Genomic DNA, 17,020 nt, shown 5'->3' on the forward strand with positions numbered 1-17,020 from the left:
GGTGTAGCTTCTTACTATTTAAAGAGAAGGATTATAGTTTATACTGTATCTTCCGCATGAGCCGTTCGACATTGATATGAAACTGCAGGAACGTTACATGCGATTGCCCTGTTCCGGAGGCCTGACTGTCTGGCCAATACGGATATCAATAAATCCAGTACAGACAACCTTCTGGTCCGCCGTAAGCTGATATTCAAAACGATTCGGAGTTTTTTTCGCCGGCTTTATCAAAACTGAAATGGGGGTGTTCGGTCTGATCAATTGCTTGAATCTGACCCGCTTGAACCCTTCAAGTTTCACTCCGGGTCCCATGGTCCGCTGCATCAGGTCAAAAATCATGCTCATCTGGGCAATGCCCGGGACAATGGGGTTGTCCGGGAAATGCCCGTCAAACCAAGGCGACTCGGGGGCAAAGATCGTCCGGGCTGTGATGATTGACGCTTCTGTCATGCTGATCTTACTGACCTCATATCCGGGTCCACTTCGATCCGCCATCTCTACGGATGGGGTCATGACCTTGAGTTACCATGTTCGTTAACATACCGGGCCAGGGTATCAAGGGTGGCAAATACGGTTTCTCCAAGCTCCTTGTTGTCAATGACCACCCCGTAATCGTTTTCCAGCATCATGACCATCTCCAGGACATCAATGGAATCTAGTCCCAAAGGACCGCCAATCAGCTGGTCCTGTTCATTGATATCTTCGGGTGTTACATCCATCAGTCCCAGTGTGTCGACAATTTTGTGCTTGAGTTCTGAAATCAGCTTTTCCATATTCCATCCAATACAATAAGCATTATGGGTTTTATTATTTAGTGTGTAGATTAAAGGCCTTCAAAGGTGTTCATCTCTTCCTGTTCTTTTAACACATCTTTATAAATGCCCTCCCACCCCTTTTTTTTAAGGACCCTGGCATGCTGCTGTTGCAGTAATGGTTTGAACATGTATGTCCAGATGCCGGTCCATAATTTGCCGGTCCCCTTGGCCCTGGCCGACGGGTCCCACCATCCCAGAACGGTCTGGCGGTGATACCAGAACAGGTATTGCAGTTTGTCGGCACTCAGGTGACGGGTTTTGACATTGGCCCACAGGCCGTTGTATTTTTTCAAATCCAGGGCATTGGTCACAAGGCCCTGGTCCATGAGCTGTTCCCTCATGCCTGTTTTGGGATAGGGGGTCAGGATCTGGCAATAGGCGGCATCGGCATTAATCTCTTTTAAAAAACGGTAATTTTCAATGATGGCGGTCTCGTCATCATCGGGGAATCCGAATATCAGGCCGCCGATGACCATCAGGCCGTGTTTCTGGCACAATGCCACGGCTTTTCTTGAATATTCCACAATGTTTCCCTTGCCTGCCACGGCAAGGTTTGCTTTTGAGACATTTTCGATCCCTAAGAATACGGACTTAAACCCAGCCTGGGCCATTTTACGAATCATGCCCTCATTGGTGGCCATGGTCAGGCTGTCGGCCTGGACTACCAGTTTCAGGCGCCGGTATCCTTGCTGAATGATGGCATCGCACAGCCGGATGACCCTGTCCGTGTCCAGGACCAGGTTGTCATCCACAATAAAGGCCAGCCGGGTTTTTTTATTATAGTAAATGTCATCAAGGTCGGCAATGACCCTGTCAATGGGATAGGTTCTGAAGGTGCGGCCGTACATGTGCTTCATGCTGCAGAAATTGCAGGTTCGGGTGCATCCCCTTGAGGTCTCCAGCACCTCGGCCTTCATGTTCATCACATGGTATCCCCAGGTCAGCCGCCGTTTGTCCCGGATGGGCGGTTTCAACTTGGAAAGATCCTGCAGTTCACCCATGGGATTGGTGATGAATCCGTCTCCATCCCTGTAGGTCAGGGAGGGGATGTCCTGGAAGGTGTCTTGGCCGTCCAGGGCTTCCACCAACCGTTTAAAAGCCGTCTCTCCTTCTCCCTGGATAATGAAATCAATGAGTTTGCCTTCCGGGGATTTTGTGATCTCCTGGGTCATCAGGGTGGCATGGTATCCCCCGACCACGATTTTGGCCGTGGGGCGGATTCGTTTGATCAGCCGGATAATCCGGCAGCAGGTGTCCCATTGCCATGACATGGCTGAAAGCCCCACGATATCCGGCGCAAGCCTTGTCAGCTGTTTCGTCAGATAGGCGCGGATGGCCCGGCGTTTTCGGATCAGGTCAATGATTCTGACCTCATGGCGTTCATGGATGTTGCCCCCGATGCTGGCAATCCCGAGGTTGGGGAAGTGCACGGCATTCTGGTGAATGACCAGGGGCGCTACATCGGGCATGGACATCAGGAGTACTTTCATGGCAGACTCTCCTTGGAAAAAGGGATAATGACGATTGAAAAGATTTTCATGGCAATAGCCTCTATCTGTGTCCCCCGGGGCCAGTTCTCCGGGTAAAAATGCCATTCCCCACGTGCCCGGCCCCATGTGAACACCTGAGGTCAGAGACAACGGGACAAGGGAAAGACGCGCCCGGGGACAGGCCTGACGTATTTGGGGCATGACCGAGGCCTCCACCCATGCCCTGTTGTCCGAATATTCCAGAACTATCCTTGGTGAAGCGGTTTTTTCAAACTCGTGTTGAAGCCGGTTGACGGCATACCGGATCTGGCTGTCACTGTTTCTCACGGTTGCGACTTTTTGGGCGCCGTTTGCCCTGGGGCTGATGACGGGCCGGATGCTGAGAAGATCACCCGCTACACCGCCTGTTTTGGACATCCTGCCACCCATGGCCAGGTATTTCAGCTGGTTGAGGAAAAGCAGTTCGTCGCAAGCCCCGATAATTTTTACCGCATGGGCTGCCAGTTCCGCCGGATCCTTCAGGGTTTCGGCTGCCAGGGCAACGGTTTCGGCAATCAGCCCGAGCCTGCCGGATGCCGCACCGGTATCCACAACCTGCATGCGTTCTGAAAGGTCGTTGTCCGCAACCCACTGGACGGCAACCTCATAATTGCCTGTATACACAGACCCCACACACAGGTAAAGCACCCGGTCATATTGTTCCAAGGCCTTCCTGAAGGTTTCCCGGCGCTGGAATACCGAGGCCTGGGCCGTCATGACCCTTTTACCCCGGGCCATGTCCGCATAGATTTGGGCCGGGTCTGCCAGGGTTTCAGGAGACCCGCCGCCGTCTGTCACGATGAAACTGTCCATGAGCGTGATGCCAAGCGCTGCGGCCCGCTCAAGGGTGATGGAGCCTGCCGCATCCGTGATGATGCCCACCGTGTCAGGGGTTGCCCGGGCCGGTGCTTTTTCCGGCCGGGTTGTGATGGGTTCATCATCCCATGCCGTGATCTCCCCTAGCTCAGACACCCGCCGCTTAAGCGCCTCCCTGTCCCGGGTGTGCACATGGATTTTCAGGGATTGATCGGTTTGTGCCATGACAATACTGTCACCAAGGGTTTTAATCAGTGCGTCCGGGGCCCCGGCACCTTGATCCATCCGGATCTGTAAATCCACACAAAACGCCGGTTCTGCGGGTTCCGTGTATCCGGCAGAGACACAGAGATGATCCTTGAAGCTTTCCATGACCGGGATACATTGATCCTGCCGCTCTTCAAGGGCTTTGAAAAATCCTTCCAGGAACAGGAACATCCCTAACACTCCTGCATCCACGACACCTGCTTTCTGCAGGGCGGGCAGTCGGGTAACGCTTTGGGCCACACTCTGTCTGAGTACTTCGGTCAGTTCGTCGGTGTCAAAGAATGCTTCGTGCAGCCGGGCGTCACTTGCCTTGTCATCAAAAAAACGGGCCTGGCTTTCAAACAGATCCAGCATGGTACCTGGCCTGGGATCGGCCACGGCGTTCATGGCCATGTTTAAGCCCTGCCTGGCGGCATTGGGAAAAGAGATGGGCAATGGATGGGCCAAAAAGCCTGAAAAAAAGGCTGCCGCAATATTGCCTGAATTGCCGACGGCCGACCGTGACAGGTTATCAATTAATTTATCAAAAGGGCGTTGGTCAAAAGAGCTCCCTGGCGATGGTTTGCCGGCGCCATTGCACGCGCCATGAGCCGGCTTGATTTGCTTAAACGGTGCCAGGCTGATTTTCAGATTTTTGCCGGTATCTGAATCATGGACCGGAAAGACATTGACCTGATCCAGCAGATCCGCCCAGGCCACAATTCTTTCATACCCAATGGCAAAGGCTTTTGTCATTTTTTGTATGTTCGTACACTCAAAAAGGCCTGGGGGCATGAGGTCACACCAGAAGGGATGAGGTGATATCCTCGGGGATTCTGTACAGAAGCCTCATTTCAGGCACACGCACAGCCACCTGTTCTCCTTTTCCCCGGGCACAGACCTGGCCCGTATTTTTAAGCCGGATCTCAAAATTTATGGCAATTTTGTATTCAGCCTCTGTCACAGACGCTTTGCAGATAAATTCGTCATGAAATTTTAAAGGGGCAACATGCTTGATGGATGAGCGGCTTACCGGAAAGCTGACATGTTTTGTAAGGGAGTATTCATACAGGTCAATGCCTCCTGCTTTAAACAGGTCGAACCTTGCAATATCAAAGTATTTATAATAATTGCCGTGCCACATCACATGCATGGGGTCCAGGTCGTGGAACGGCACTTTGTGTACTGTTTCGATCTGTCTGTATATCGGCTTTTTATTTTCGTTTTTTGTTACCATGGAATGAACTGATACAGTTTTGCGAACATTTCATAAACGGTGATCCAGTTCTGCAGATCCCGGGTACTGTTCATATGTGCCCGTTTATTGACCATGACCCAGCTCATATGGGCTGCGCCGTCCTTGCAGGTTCTGCAGTCCCGGGTTTCAGAGGTGCAGCAGCGGTGCATGGTTTTTAGATCCGAGGCCCAGCGGATAAAGTTGGTCAGCCGTCTGGGATTGTTTTTCCGGTCGTCCAGGGGCTGCGTCACCGAGGGGCACTCCGCCCACCCGAAGGACCTGCCCAACATGGTGCCTGTGGTGATGATCTTGTGATAGTATTTTGCGGAGACCACCGTGTCCGGATAGCGGTCCAGTAGGTCGTCCATTTCCCGGCACACGTCTGCAAGCTCTTGATTGGTCCAGTTGAATCCGTCCACACCTTCGTCATTGGAAAGAAGCTGCATATGAACTTTGACGCCTACATTGCGAATTTTCTGGACAATGGGCTCAATATTTCCCACCAGTTTGGGGGTAATGGTCAGAAGATAGTAAACATGGGGATCGCCTTCATAGTGGCGGCTGGATATGGCAAAGGTATCCTTTCCCCTTAATGTCTTTTCGTCATCACTGCTGCCCCACAGCGAAATGCCCACCATCATATTCGGAAAACGCTCCCTGGGCACTTTGATCAGCCCGTTTGTGGCAACAAAGGTGGGCATGCGTTTATAAAACGCCTCGACCCGGTCCATGCAGAGGGTGGGTTCTCCGCCGATGAGAATCGCAAGATTTACGCCCCGCTCTTTTTCCCGATCAATAAAGGCTTTCCATTCTGAAATATCCATCTGCTCTTCGGCCGCCTCGTGTTCCCCGGAGGAAAAAAAGAAACAGCCCTTGCAGCGAAGGTTACAGCGATTGGTTACATCATAGATGGAGCTTCTTATGTTGAGCTTGGAGATGGCTTTATATCGTGCATACCATTCTTGATCCAGAAGAGAACTCACTGTTTTCATAGACAGTTTCCTTGCCTTGCCTGTATTGGTTTTTTTTAAAGGTAAGTAATATAATAAAATGATACGCCATAAACAAGACTAAAATAGTGTCCGGAGAGCGCTTTCATCCGGGCATCACCTCAACAGCGGTAAGATATCTGCCAAGGCCCAGAAGGAGAATGCCGCGGTGTTGAAGATCCATGGATTGTCCCTGGACATTCGGGTTCGGCAGCCTGTTGTTTTCCACCGCGTCCACGGCAAGCACGGCTGCAACAGCCGGGGCCGTAGCAAACTGCCCGGTAAGGCTACGGTAATCCAGAATTGGCAAGGACGATGAAAACGCATTGGTCAAGGCTTCGGCCAGGTCCTTTCGCCGGGCCGCACAGGTCCGGGGGATGCCTGCCATGACGGCACCATACCTGTCATTAAAATCCGGCAGTTCCCGGATAAGGCCTGTCAGGGAATCCTTGGGCCCAAGACGGTCGTCATATTTCATGAAAAGCCGGGGGGTCAGGGTGGTTTTGCCGGGAACCGCTCCGGGGGCCAGCACCAGGGCGCCGCCGCCGTCTGCCGCCCTCTCCCCGGGGATCACAGACATGTCAAATTTGAAAGACAGGTCCGGATGGTGTTCATCGCCGCCCATGACCATCATCGGGGCATGGTCTTTTTGACCCAGAATCCCGGCTGTCCAAAGGGCCTGTTCAAAGGAGGTATCCCCGCCCGTGGTGGTGATGTTGGCCCCTTTTGCACCAAGTTCCATGGCCACATGGCCCAGGGCTGCGTTATGGACCGACCCCACAAAATCAATGGGGCTGGAGGACTTTTCATTGCCTGCAAAAAGCCGTGAAAGAAAGTCCCAGGTTTCCGACAGCGATCCCCAGCCGGTTCCGCCGATAATGGATGCCGGGGATATGCCGGGGGGCGCATCTTTTCCGGCCAGGACCGCCAGGGCCAGCATCAGGCGGGAGAATCGTTTCATCCGCCGCACTTTTTTCAAAGAGAGCAGGTCTGTCAGGGTTGAGTCCGTGATCATTCCTGCCAAAGAGTGTCCCTTGTAAAATGCCTCCAGGCTGTCAGCCGTGGTGCCCGCACCGGTTACACAGGCAGAACCCAGAACCGACATGGGACCCATTGTCGGTTTTTGAACCCTTGTTGCATCCCGGGAGCAGGTTCCGGCTCTCCGGTTTTCTGCTTTTGAGATCACAATGGCTGCATTATTCCCGCCAAATCCAAATGTGTTTGACAATACCCTGTGAACGGGCTGTTGGATGGGGTTGGGTACCGGAATGAAATTCAGTTCAGGATCCGGCGCACTGAATCCGGTATTGCCGGGGATGAAACCTTTGGATACGGCCATAGCACAGATGACCGCTTCGATGGCTCCGGCTGCGGCCATGGGGTGGCCTGTGGCGCCTTTGACCGATGATGCCGCAGGTCTGTTTTTGTTAAAAAGCCGGTTCACGGCCAGGGCTTCCGCCCTGTCATTGGCCTCGGTACCTGTGCCGTGAAGGCTGATATAATCTATCTGCTCGGGGGTGATGCCGGCGTCATCCATGGCTTTTACCATGGCATCAAACGCGCCGTTACCCTCGGGGTGCGGGGATGAGGCGTGGTATGCATCACAGGACAGGCCGCCCCCGGACAGTTCCGCCACCGGATTTTCAGGCCTTTGGGATACAAGGAGCAGCAGGCCTGCACCTTCGGCAACGCTCATGCCGGAACGATTTTTGTCAAAGGGGCGGGCCCCGGCGGGATCAACCACCTGCAGGGACTGAAACCCAAAACAGGTCATCCGGCACAGGGCGTCCGCTCCCCCGGCCAGGACGGTTTTGGCCCGGCCCGAACGGATCATCTCCAAGGCGATTGCCAGGGCCGTATTTCCCGAAGAACAGGCTGTGGACACGGTGATGGCAGGGCCGGTACAGCCCATCAGGTCGGCGATATCTTCGGCAACCGTGCCCAGTCCGTGGTGCCGGAAGCGTTCGGGATCGGTCTCTTTTTCCTTGAGCAGGGATTCACAGGTCAGCATCCCCCCGGTGGTGCCCCCTAAAACAACGGCATCCGGGACCCGGCTGCATTGCGCCATGATCTGTTCGGCAGCTATCCGGGCAAGTTCGTGGGTTCTGGGAAGCGTGTGTTTGATTGTTCCCGGAACCACGCCCACCTTGGGCAAATCCGGGCGGTTGAGTTGGAAAAAATCCACGCGGGCCAGTCCCGATTCACCCTGTTTAAGGGCCTGGCAGGTACTCTCAGTCCCTGTCCCTAAGGCGGAGATGATTCCCATTGCCGCAATGTACGCACCGCATGTCATTATTTATATCTCCGGATTTTTGAAGAATATTTTGTTTAAAATGGTTTTAAGGCAGAAAAACAACATGCGTTAGCTCCTATCATCAAGAGGGTGATCTGCAGGTTCCGAAATATCATTTCAGGCACACCAATGGAAGCATATTGTAAAATCAGGCGTGTTTTTAACGATAGTGTTTTTCCATTTTTCACAGCATACAAATATTGTCTCTTTTCAATTGCATAAAAAAAGAGGCTTGGAAAACCCGGACCGCAATGATAGGAATATTATTCATTCTCTGCCTCAATAAAGGGGCCAACCTTTCAGGAGGAAAACATGAAGCGCTTGTTACCCTTTTTTTTGATTTTTTTTATCACCCTTCAAGGCTGTGCTTCCGAACAGGAAAAAGCCGACACCTTTATCCGGGAAGGAAACGCTTATTTTGAGAAGCAGGAATATGCCAAAGCTGAAATCCAGTTGAAAAATGCCCTCAAGCTGACACCGGATTCGGCCCAGGCCTACCATCTTCTGGCCCAGGCCTATCTCAAGCAGAAAAAGGTCCAGGAGGCATTTGGCACATTTTTACGGCTGGAGCAGCTGGAACCGGATAATCTTGAAACCAAACTCCAGCTGGCCTCGATTTATTTTCTGGCCAATAAACGGCCTGAGGCGGAAAAAAAAGTGGAACAGGTCCTTGCTGCTGATCCGGACAACATTACGGGGCTCTATTTGAAAGCCGGAATTCTGGGCAGCAAAAAAGCGGGACTGGAAACCCTGGAACCCATCTATGACCGGATTCTTGCGCTGGATCCCAAACAGACCAAGGCCATGCTGCTCCTTGCAAGGATATACGAGGCCCAGGGAGAATCCGCCAGGGCCGAAGCCATCCTGAAAAGGGCCGTCCAAGCGACTCCGGATGATCTGAATATCAGTCAGGCATTATTCATGTATTACCTTGCCCACAAATCCTATGACAAAGCCCAGATCGTTTTAGAAGACCTGGTCCGCCAAAAACCTGAAGCGGTTCAACCCAGGATCATGCTGGCCACCTTTCATGCCGACCGGCAGGAAAACGACCTGGCCGAGGCATCCTTCTTAAAGGCGGTTGAACTGGCTCCGGACAATCCTCTGCCTTATATGCTCATTGCCCGGTTCTACAATGCCAATGAGCAGCCGGACAAAGCAGAAAAATTTATCAAAAAAGCCCTGGCCGTCCATCCGGACGATGCCGGTTTGAAAACCGTGTATGCGGATTTTTATTTTCTTCACAAGGCGTACAAAAAAGCCGAGGAGATGGTTGATGAGGTATTGGCGGTACGCCCTGACTTTCCCCAGGCCAAGGTTCTTAAAGGAAAATTGCTGATAATCCGGAAACAACCGCATCAGGCAGGGCAGATTTTCCTCTCCTTGTTAAAAGATGAGCCGGATTCTGTTTTGTACAATTTCTTGATGGGATCGGTGCTGCTGGAACAGGGAAAACCAGATCAGGCCATCTCTTATCTTGCCAAAACCCTGAAAAAGAATCCCCGCCACCTCAAAGCCAGGATTATCATGGCAGATATCTATTTCAAGCAGGCAGATTATTTTCTGGCCGAGACTGAAATCAATGAGGCATTGAAACTAAGTCCCAAAAACTATAACGCCCTTTTATTGAAGGGAAATATTTACGCCGCCCGGAAAGAGATGAAAAAAGCCCGGGCTGTTTATGAGGAGCTGATTCAAACCCATCCGCAGAACCCGGCTGCCCTGTTCAGCCTGGGCAATCTTTACGTCATGGATAAACAACCGGACAAGGCCCTGGATGCCTATGAAAAAGCTCTGGCTATCAACCCGAACCTTATGGATGTTTTTATCAACATTATCCGGTTGTACAGCACCCAAAAAGAGTACCAGACAGCCCTTCACAGGTGTGATGCCCATCTTGACGCCATGGCAGATGCCTCCCCCGTTGTCGTGTCCATCATCCAGGGGCTCAGGGGAGACCTTTTCATGGCCCTTGGAAATACGGATGCCGCAATAAAAGCCTTTGACCTGTCCATTCAGAACAATCCGAAATTTATTCAACCCTACTTTTCACTGGCCAAGATCTTTCATTCGGAAAAAAATGATGAAAAAGAGCTTGAGACATATAAAAATCTGTTAGCCCAGCGACCGGATCAGTCCGCTCCCCATTTCTATCTTGGGACCTTTTACGAACAAAAAGGGGAAGACGATCTGGCCCAGACACATTACAAAAAGGTTCTTGAGCTAGATCCGGAACATGTTCCGGCCCTGAACAACCTGGCCTTTTTCTTTGCCGAACGGAACAAGGAGATGAACAAGGCCCTGGATATGGCCAGGAAGGCCAAGGAACTGGGCGGAGAGATTCCGGCCATCATGGATACCCTAGGCTGGATCTACTATAAAAAAGGCGTCTATGATTCGGCCATTGAAGAGTTTTCCAGCTGCGTCGAAAAGGAGCCTGAAAATCCCGTTTTCAACTACCACCTGGGCCTGGCCTATAACAAAAAATGGGATTACATCAATGCAAAGAAATATCTGGAGAGGGCACTTGAACTGGAAAAAGACTTTAAAGGGGCAGACGAGGCCAGAAAGATTCTTGAGCAGATTTAACAGGGCTGATTTTCTTTAGGGCTTGTTTTTTTACGACAAATTGAGTGTGAGCCCTAATTATAAATAGCGTTACTTATAAAACCCAGTTGGGAATTTACCTTTAATGTTAATGAGAGTCTATCATCTCCCTAACCCTTGATGACGGCAAGCGGAATCAATCGGGCCACTTTTTTGGCGATGCCTGCGCCGTGAACCACCTCGATCACCCGGTCTACGTCTTTATAGGCGCTCGGTGCTTCTTCGGCCAGGCCGGACATGCTGCTGACCCGCACATGGATGCCGCAAGCCTCTAATTCTTCGCGCAGTTTGGCACCCCGTACAGCTTTTTTGGCCTTGCTGCGGCTGATTACTCGCCCGGCCCCGTGGCATATCGACCCGAAGGTTTGCGTCATGGAACCTTCCGTGCCGACCAGCACCCAACTGGCGGTTCCCATTGAGCCGGGTACCAGAACCGGCTGGCCGATGTCACGGTATATCCCGGGCAGTAGCGATGATCCGGGGCCAAAGGCGCGTGTTGCGCCTTTGCGATGAACGCATACCTTTATCCGGCGCCCGTCTACCTCGTGTTCTTCGATTCTGGCCATGTTGTGAGCGATGTCGTACACCTGGTACACGTGGTGATTTTTTACCTTTCCGGCCAATACCTGTTCAAAGCTGCGGCGGATATGATAGGTGAGCAGTTGGCGGTTGACAAAGGCATAGTTGGCGGCGGCATTCATTGCTGCCAAATAATCTTGTCCTTCCGGGCTGCTGAGGGGTGCGCAAACCAGTTCCCGGTCCGGCAAACTAAACCCGTATTGTTGAATCGTTTTTTGAAGCCGTTTGACATAATCACTGCATACCTGATGTCCAAAGCCGCGTGAGCCGGAATGGATCTGGACGGTCACCTGGTTGTGGAAGATGCCCATGCGCGTGGCGACCGGTTCGTCGAAAATCCGGTCGACCATATCTATCTCAATGAAGTGGTTGCCTGAGCCCAGGGTGCCGACCTGGTCCTGGCCTCGATTTTTGGCTCTGTCACTGACCTTGCCTGGATCGGCGCCCTCCAGGCAGCCACCCTCTTCGGTTCGTTCCAGGTCGGACTCGGTGGCATAGCCACGTTTCAAGGCCCATTTTGCGCCTTTTACGACCAAGAGATCCAGTTCACCCGGCTTAAGCTTTATATGGCCGCCTTTGCCGAGGCCGCTGGGGCAGTTGGCGTAGAGCGCCGACGCCAAATCCTCCAGATAAGGGGCTGCTTCTTCTTTTTCCAGTTGTGTTGCCAGCAGGCGCACGCCGCAGTTGATATCATAGCCCACACCGCCGGGCGAGATAATTCCATCAGGGAGTTGGGTGGCGACCACGCCGCCGATCGGGAAGCCATATCCCTGATGCATGTCGGGCATGGCCAGTGCGTACTTGACAATTCCCGGCAGGGTGGCTGTATTGACCAGTTGTTCCAGACTTCGATCGCCCTGTATAGCCTTTTGCAGTTCCGAATCCGCGTAAAACCGGGCCGGCACGCGCATATCGGCACGAAACGACCTGGGGATTTCGTACAGGTATTTGTTGATTTGCTTAAAATCATGGCTGCTGATCATTTTACACCTTCTTTGTAATTTGCCGTATGATTATACGTCAAACACCACAGTTGCTTCCACCCCTTTTTTTGTCTCGACAATTTTCAGGTTGTGATAGGTTACCGCCTTTATATGCTTTTTTAAGCGTGAGGCGTGACCGCCGTGCATAACAGCCTGTAAATGGGTCGGCGTGACCTTGTACAGGTCAAACCGCCGGAAGATGAGCATTTGTGTTTCAGCCCAATAGGCCAGTTCGTTTAGCCATTCTACCAGCAAACTTTCGGCATCTATGGCCGCCAATTCAAACTGTTTTTCTATATTATCAGGAATAGAGGAAAGATCGAAGGCGATCAGGCTGTTCATGCCGCGAGCTGCATTCAGCAGTAACTCGTTCAGGTTTTGCCCCCAAACGTGAAGGGCACAGTCGGCGGTATGCTCCATTTCTTCAAATCCTGTATCATAGAAGGCATGAAAGGATTCCGGCAAAGATTTTGTCGGCATTATGTTCCCTTTTTAATAATCCGGTTGATGGTCTCCATTACACTGTCTTCTTGCCGGGCGGCCCGTAGATAGTTGTTTTATAAGCCAGTTTTCCAAAAACATCAAATTTAATTAGGGAGGTTTTCTTTGAATCCTCACGTTGGAGCGGATTATGCAGTCTGCTCCGGTTTATCGAAAAAATATCGACTGTTCATAAGGCAATGAAAAAATGACAAAGATCCTGTTGTATAGGAAATTATATTCGTGATAGTTTTTTCACTTGGCTGTTTTTGTTTGATCACTTAGTTTTTTTCATGAGGTGAATAGTGGATAAAAAATTTGATTCCGGCAAAAAAGAGGTGCTCAGGGCACGTTATGAGGCCCAGAAAATTGCCTTTGCACCTGTGGTGTTCCAAGCGGTACGCCTGCTAAGGGATCTGAACATTCTCAAAGTTATTGAAGCGGCCGGAAAGCCCGGGCTTAAAATCGAAGCGATTGCAGAACAAACAGGCGTCTCTTGCTACGGGGTGACCATTCTCTGTGAAACCGGACTTAGCCAGGATGTTCTGGAGATCAAGGATGATTGCTATAGACTAACCAATGTCGGACATTTTCTGCTCAATGATGAATTAACCAAAGTGAACATGGATTTTATCCATGACGTCTGCTATGAGGGACTTTTTCGCTTGGATCAGGCGATTGCAACAGGGAAGCCTTCCGGATTGGAAGTGTTTGGCAAGTGGTCCACAATTTACGAAGCATTAAGTCATCTGCCTCCCAAGGTTCAAAAAAGTTGGTTTGCTTTTGACCACTTCTACAGTGACTCTGCCTTTCCCGACGCCTTACCCTATGTATTTGACCTTAAACCGAAGTCACTTCTGGATATCGGCGCAAATACCGGAAAATTTGCCATCCAATGTGTTCGCCATAATCCGGATGTCCATGTCACTATGATGGATTTGCCCGGGCAGCTTGCCAAAGCAAAAGAGAATATTGCGGCACAAGGTTTCGGCAATAGAATCACCGAATATCCTATTTGTGATCTGCTCGATTCCAAAGCCCCGTTTCCCGGCGGTTTTGATGCGGTATGGATGAGTCAGTTTCTGGTCTGTTTTTCCGAGGCGCAGATTTCAAGTTTGCTTGAGCGGGCAAAGGAGGCATTGGCCCCCCAAGGCAACTTGTTCATTCTGGATACATACTGGGATCGCCAAAAACATGAAATCGCTGCATATTGTCTAATCAATTCTTCACCCTATTTTACAGCCATGGCAAATGGGAACAGCCGTATGTACCGGTTTTCGCAGATAGAATCTCTCATCACAAAGGCGGGTTTTCGGATTGAATCGGTTGATGACGGCCTTGGAATGGGCCATACCCTTATAAGATGCCGGACAAATTCAAATAGTGCCTGTCTGCCTGATTGTTGATTGACTTTTTCTCTGAAGTTTGAAAAATATGGGGCGGAGTTCATAACTAGGACTTCGCTCAATTTTTTGTGTCTCCTAATTAAATTTGACGCAATCTGTTGAGATTTGAGAGACTAATCATGCGTGTTTATTTGAACGATCGTTTAGTAATTGGTCTGAGATCCTTATGTTTCGTTATGGCAAAGCCGTTTGCTATTGGTCGTTATTCACAAAAAGAAAGGAGAAAAAGAAAAGATGAAGTGCAAATTTTGTTTTATTCTGTTTTTTGTATCCTTGCTGATTCTGTTCGGTGGGCCTCTCCATGCCGAAGAACAACAGGGCTGTTTTATCTCAAGCTTACATCACACCGGTGAAGGCATGCGTTATTGGTATGAGGCCAAGGACGGTTTCATGGCGATAAGCGGCGTACCGTACAACTCCCTTGGATGTAAGAACTGTCATGTGCAAAGTTGTGATGATTGTCATCTTCAGAAAACAGAAGAAGGCCTTGTTTACTCAACCGAAATAGCCCGGTCAAGTGATACCTGTCTTAAATGCCATGCCCGGGAGGAAGCCACACGCAAATATGATGAGCTGCATGAATGCCAGGGGGCCCATGCAGCAAGCAACATGAGCTGCATGGATTGTCATAGCAAAAAAGAGGTTCACGGAGATGGAAAAATCTACAGCAGTATGAGACAGGACGGCGCAATGGATACGGCGTGCACAAACTGTCACACAAAAGATACGCAAGATTATCCCGCGCTTCCGGACACCAAGTCCCATACCGTTCATAAGGGCAAATTGGCATGCAACGCTTGTCATGTACAAAATTCCATGACCTGTTATAATTGTCACTTCGGTGTACTTGCCAAGACAAAATCCAAACCTAAAAGCTTTGCAATGAAAGCCAAAGACTTTTTGCTTTTAGTAAAGTACAAAGGAACAGTGACAAGCGGAACCATGCAAACCTTGGTTGGAAAAAACAACGAACCGTTTGTTTCTTACGTGCCTTATTTTACCCATTCAATTATGAAAGAAGGGAGAAAGTGTGAGCAATGCCACGGCACGGAAGCGGTCAAAACACTTGCGTCATCCCAAACATTTACCCCGGCCGTATTTAAGGACGGCAAACTCGAATTTTACAAAGGAATCATTCCTGTTGTTCCGGATCTGTTGAATTGGCCTTTTTTGGAAAAGAAAGGGGAGCAGTGGGTGCCGTTCGAACCAAAGACAAAACCGCTTGTACAGATGGCAGTTTACGCCGAACCCTTCACGCCGGATGATTTGAAAAAATTGAAAGTTAAAATCAAATACGAAGAATAGCGCATATATTCAAAACCAATTGTTTCAGGTTCCGGTATGGGACGGCAGCGACACACGATGCTTTCTTATCCCTTTACCGGAACCCATCATCTCGGCTGATAGGAAGACACTTTTTCCCATAATCAATCGGAACATGCAGCACGCGCAAATCACCCCAAGGGCGTCCTGATTTGTCCTTGACAGTTCACAGTCTCTTATCTACCATAGGCCTTTCATTATAGCCTTGTGTGTAAAAATAATAAGTTGCGGGTGTATAATATCTTGAAATATCTCCTGGCTGCATCTGAATTTTTGCCCTGCATTTTAATGCCCCTGGGATTTTTTGTTGCAAGGGTCAGTGACTTATGAAAATCGATGCATTGCATTGTTTGACTGAACAGGCCGTGGCTGACCTTTTGACTTTGAAGATGGTCGGTGCGCGTGACAGATCTTTTTGCGGGAAATGCACCTATGGGGATATCCATGCCATGGCCCACGTCATTCTTGACAGGTGTCCTGAAACCCATCCGCAGAGGGGATACCTTGCCATATTTACCATGAATCGGGCTGTCATAGCTGCCGCAATTGTTGCGGCGCTGGCCGGCGGGCCCATATTGATTCTGCCCCATGATATCTCGGACGGGGCGCTTATGGATCTGGCAAGTGACCCGGAACATACATGGGTGGTGACGGATCCGGACAGGACGTTGCCTGATCGGTTTAAAGAACTTTTTGTTACCCCGGACGGCCACAGCCGTACTCCCATACCCTTAAACGCCGGCATTGACCCGGGTGCGCCCCTGCTTAAACTTTATACCGGCGGCTCAACAGGGACGCCGACCATATGGACAAAGACCGTGGAGAATATCATGGGCGAAGCCCTGTTTCATGTGGGTGAGCATCAGATCTCCTGTGATGACGTGGTGGTCGCCACGGTGCCGCCCTATCATATATACGGTCTGCTGTTTTCCGTGGTTGCCCCTTTGCTGGCAGGCGCAAGGGTGGTTGATCAAACCTGCCGATTTCCCCATGAGATTGTCAATACGGTGACGGATACGGCTGCAACCATTCTTGTCAGCGTGCCGGCCCATTTCAGGGCCTTGAAAGATCATGATTTTTCCGGTCATAACCTGCGTCTGGCTTTTTCTTCGGCAGGCGTACTGGATGAGGCGGATGAAAGAAATTTTCGCCAACGCAATAACGTTTTTGTGATGGAGGTTTACGGTTCAACAGAAACCGGCGGCATCGCCTTTAGATGCCGGGGGCGAGGCGAGACTTTTTTTTCCCCTTTTGATGTCATTGAAACCCGTATTGCAGAGGAATCCTTAAAAATCCGTTCCCCTTTTATTTCGTCTGAAATTAGTCGGAATGATGCGGGTTTTTATCTGGTGCCCGACAGGGTAAAAAAATGTTGCGTAAACCGCTTTGCCATCCTTGGCAGATCTGATGCTGTTGTGAAAATAGCCGGCCTCCGGGTTGACCTGGACCGGGTCGGGTCGGTTTTAAAGGCAATGGACGGTATCAGGGATGCGCTTGTTCTGGCAAAGGCCGTTCCCCGGGGCAGGGCCTTTGATATCTGTGCGTTTGTGGAAGGGAACTGCACCCCTGGGGATATCCGGCAATTTCTTTCAGGTCGCCTTGAAGCGGCAGCCCATCCGCGGTGGATCAAGGTTGTCGATCAAATACCCATGACCCGTTCCGGCAAGTATGACCGCGCTGCTGTTGCGGCCTTGTTTGAACCGGAGGCCGGCTAAGG

12 protein-coding genes are annotated in these 17,020 nt (G+C 50.7%); 4 read left to right on the plus strand and 8 right to left on the minus strand.

Translation table 11 applies throughout. The annotated features are described in order from the left end of the window. Positions 1 to 93: 93 nt before the first annotated feature. From DESPODRAFT_RS06875 to DESPODRAFT_RS06900, 6 genes are all read right to left on the minus strand, one after another. Positions 94 to 513 (minus strand): ApeI family dehydratase, encoded by a 420-nt coding sequence (locus DESPODRAFT_RS06875; RefSeq protein ID WP_004072393.1) that lies wholly within the window; start codon positions 511 to 513, stop codon positions 94 to 96. Continuing rightward, positions 510 to 773: a phosphopantetheine-binding protein gene (locus DESPODRAFT_RS06880; protein WP_004072394.1), complete on the minus strand. Its 264-nt coding sequence runs from the start codon at positions 771 to 773 to the stop codon at positions 510 to 512. The genes DESPODRAFT_RS06875 and DESPODRAFT_RS06880 overlap by 4 nt, the downstream gene beginning before the upstream one ends. 50 nt (positions 774 to 823) lie before the next feature. Then, positions 824 to 4,201, minus strand: a complete 3,378-nt coding sequence (locus DESPODRAFT_RS18585; RefSeq protein ID WP_004072395.1) for a B12-binding domain-containing radical SAM protein — start codon at positions 4,199 to 4,201, stop codon at positions 824 to 826. Positions 4,202 to 4,205: 4 nt separating this feature from the next. Beyond that, on the minus strand, positions 4,206 to 4,643 hold the full coding sequence (locus tag DESPODRAFT_RS06890; RefSeq protein ID WP_004072396.1) for an acyl-CoA thioesterase: 438 nt from the start codon (positions 4,641 to 4,643) through the stop codon (positions 4,206 to 4,208). Then, positions 4,637 to 5,635: a radical SAM protein gene (locus tag DESPODRAFT_RS06895; protein ID WP_004072397.1), complete on the minus strand. Its 999-nt coding sequence runs from the start codon at positions 5,633 to 5,635 to the stop codon at positions 4,637 to 4,639. The genes DESPODRAFT_RS06890 and DESPODRAFT_RS06895 overlap by 7 nt, the downstream gene beginning before the upstream one ends. A gap of 103 nt (positions 5,636 to 5,738) precedes the next feature. Further along, complete coding sequence (locus tag DESPODRAFT_RS06900; RefSeq protein WP_004072398.1) at positions 5,739 to 7,925, minus strand: beta-ketoacyl-[acyl-carrier-protein] synthase family protein; 2,187 nt, start codon at positions 7,923 to 7,925, stop codon at positions 5,739 to 5,741. 312 nt (positions 7,926 to 8,237) lie between these two features. Between DESPODRAFT_RS06900 and DESPODRAFT_RS06905 the strand changes: the two genes are divergently transcribed. After that, positions 8,238 to 10,514, plus strand: coding sequence for a tetratricopeptide repeat protein (locus DESPODRAFT_RS06905; protein ID WP_004072399.1), 2,277 nt, complete (start codon positions 8,238 to 8,240; stop codon positions 10,512 to 10,514). Positions 10,515 to 10,642: 128 nt separating this feature from the next. On the opposite strand, the gene DESPODRAFT_RS06910 is transcribed toward DESPODRAFT_RS06905, so the two are convergent. Further along, positions 10,643 to 12,094 carry an RtcB family protein gene (locus tag DESPODRAFT_RS06910; protein WP_004072400.1) on the minus strand — a complete coding sequence of 484 codons (1,452 nt, stop codon included), beginning with the start codon at positions 12,092 to 12,094 and terminating at the stop codon, positions 10,643 to 10,645. Positions 12,095 to 12,124: 30 nt separating this feature from the next. Beyond that, entirely contained in the window at positions 12,125 to 12,574 is a 450-nt protein-coding gene (locus tag DESPODRAFT_RS06915) for an archease (protein WP_004072401.1), read from the minus strand. A 305-nt stretch (positions 12,575 to 12,879) separates the two neighbouring features. On the opposite strand from DESPODRAFT_RS06915, the gene DESPODRAFT_RS06920 reads away from it, so the two are divergent. From DESPODRAFT_RS06920 to DESPODRAFT_RS06930, 3 genes are all read left to right on the plus strand, one after another. Then, positions 12,880 to 13,980 (plus strand): SAM-dependent methyltransferase, encoded by a 1,101-nt coding sequence (locus DESPODRAFT_RS06920; RefSeq protein ID WP_004072402.1) that lies wholly within the window; start codon positions 12,880 to 12,882, stop codon positions 13,978 to 13,980. A 234-nt stretch (positions 13,981 to 14,214) separates the two neighbouring features. Continuing rightward, a complete protein-coding gene (locus tag DESPODRAFT_RS06925) occupies positions 14,215 to 15,285 on the plus strand; it encodes a cytochrome c3 family protein (RefSeq protein WP_004072403.1) in 1,071 nt (356 codons plus the stop codon). Positions 15,286 to 15,629: 344 nt separating this feature from the next. Beyond that, a complete protein-coding gene (locus DESPODRAFT_RS06930; protein ID WP_004072404.1) occupies positions 15,630 to 17,018 on the plus strand; it encodes an AMP-binding protein in 1,389 nt (462 codons plus the stop codon). Positions 17,019 to 17,020: the final 2 nt, after the last annotated feature.

The sequence above is a fragment of the Desulfobacter postgatei 2ac9 genome (genome assembly GCF_000233695.2).
Classification (GTDB): domain Bacteria; phylum Desulfobacterota; class Desulfobacteria; order Desulfobacterales; family Desulfobacteraceae; genus Desulfobacter; species Desulfobacter postgatei.

Coding starts and splice junctions, on each gene's coding strand:
- DESPODRAFT_RS06875 (WP_004072393.1), bottom strand. CDS start 513: ATGACCCCATCCGTAGAGATGGCGGATCGAAGTGGACCCGGATATGAG.
- DESPODRAFT_RS06880 (WP_004072394.1), bottom strand. CDS start 773: ATGGAAAAGCTGATTTCAGAACTCAAGCACAAAATTGTCGACACACTG.
- DESPODRAFT_RS18585 (WP_004072395.1), bottom strand. CDS start 4,201: ATGCCCCCAGGCCTTTTTGAGTGTACGAACATACAAAAAATGACAAAA.
- DESPODRAFT_RS06890 (WP_004072396.1), bottom strand. CDS start 4,643: ATGGTAACAAAAAACGAAAATAAAAAGCCGATATACAGACAGATCGAA.
- DESPODRAFT_RS06895 (WP_004072397.1), bottom strand. CDS start 5,635: ATGAAAACAGTGAGTTCTCTTCTGGATCAAGAATGGTATGCACGATAT.
- DESPODRAFT_RS06900 (WP_004072398.1), bottom strand. CDS start 7,925: ATGACATGCGGTGCGTACATTGCGGCAATGGGAATCATCTCCGCCTTA.
- DESPODRAFT_RS06905 (WP_004072399.1), top strand. CDS start 8,238: ATGAAGCGCTTGTTACCCTTTTTTTTGATTTTTTTTATCACCCTTCAA.
- DESPODRAFT_RS06910 (WP_004072400.1), bottom strand. CDS start 12,094: ATGATCAGCAGCCATGATTTTAAGCAAATCAACAAATACCTGTACGAA.
- DESPODRAFT_RS06915 (WP_004072401.1), bottom strand. CDS start 12,574: ATGCCGACAAAATCTTTGCCGGAATCCTTTCATGCCTTCTATGATACA.
- DESPODRAFT_RS06925 (WP_004072403.1), top strand. CDS start 14,215: ATGAAGTGCAAATTTTGTTTTATTCTGTTTTTTGTATCCTTGCTGATT.
- DESPODRAFT_RS06930 (WP_004072404.1), top strand. CDS start 15,630: ATGAAAATCGATGCATTGCATTGTTTGACTGAACAGGCCGTGGCTGAC.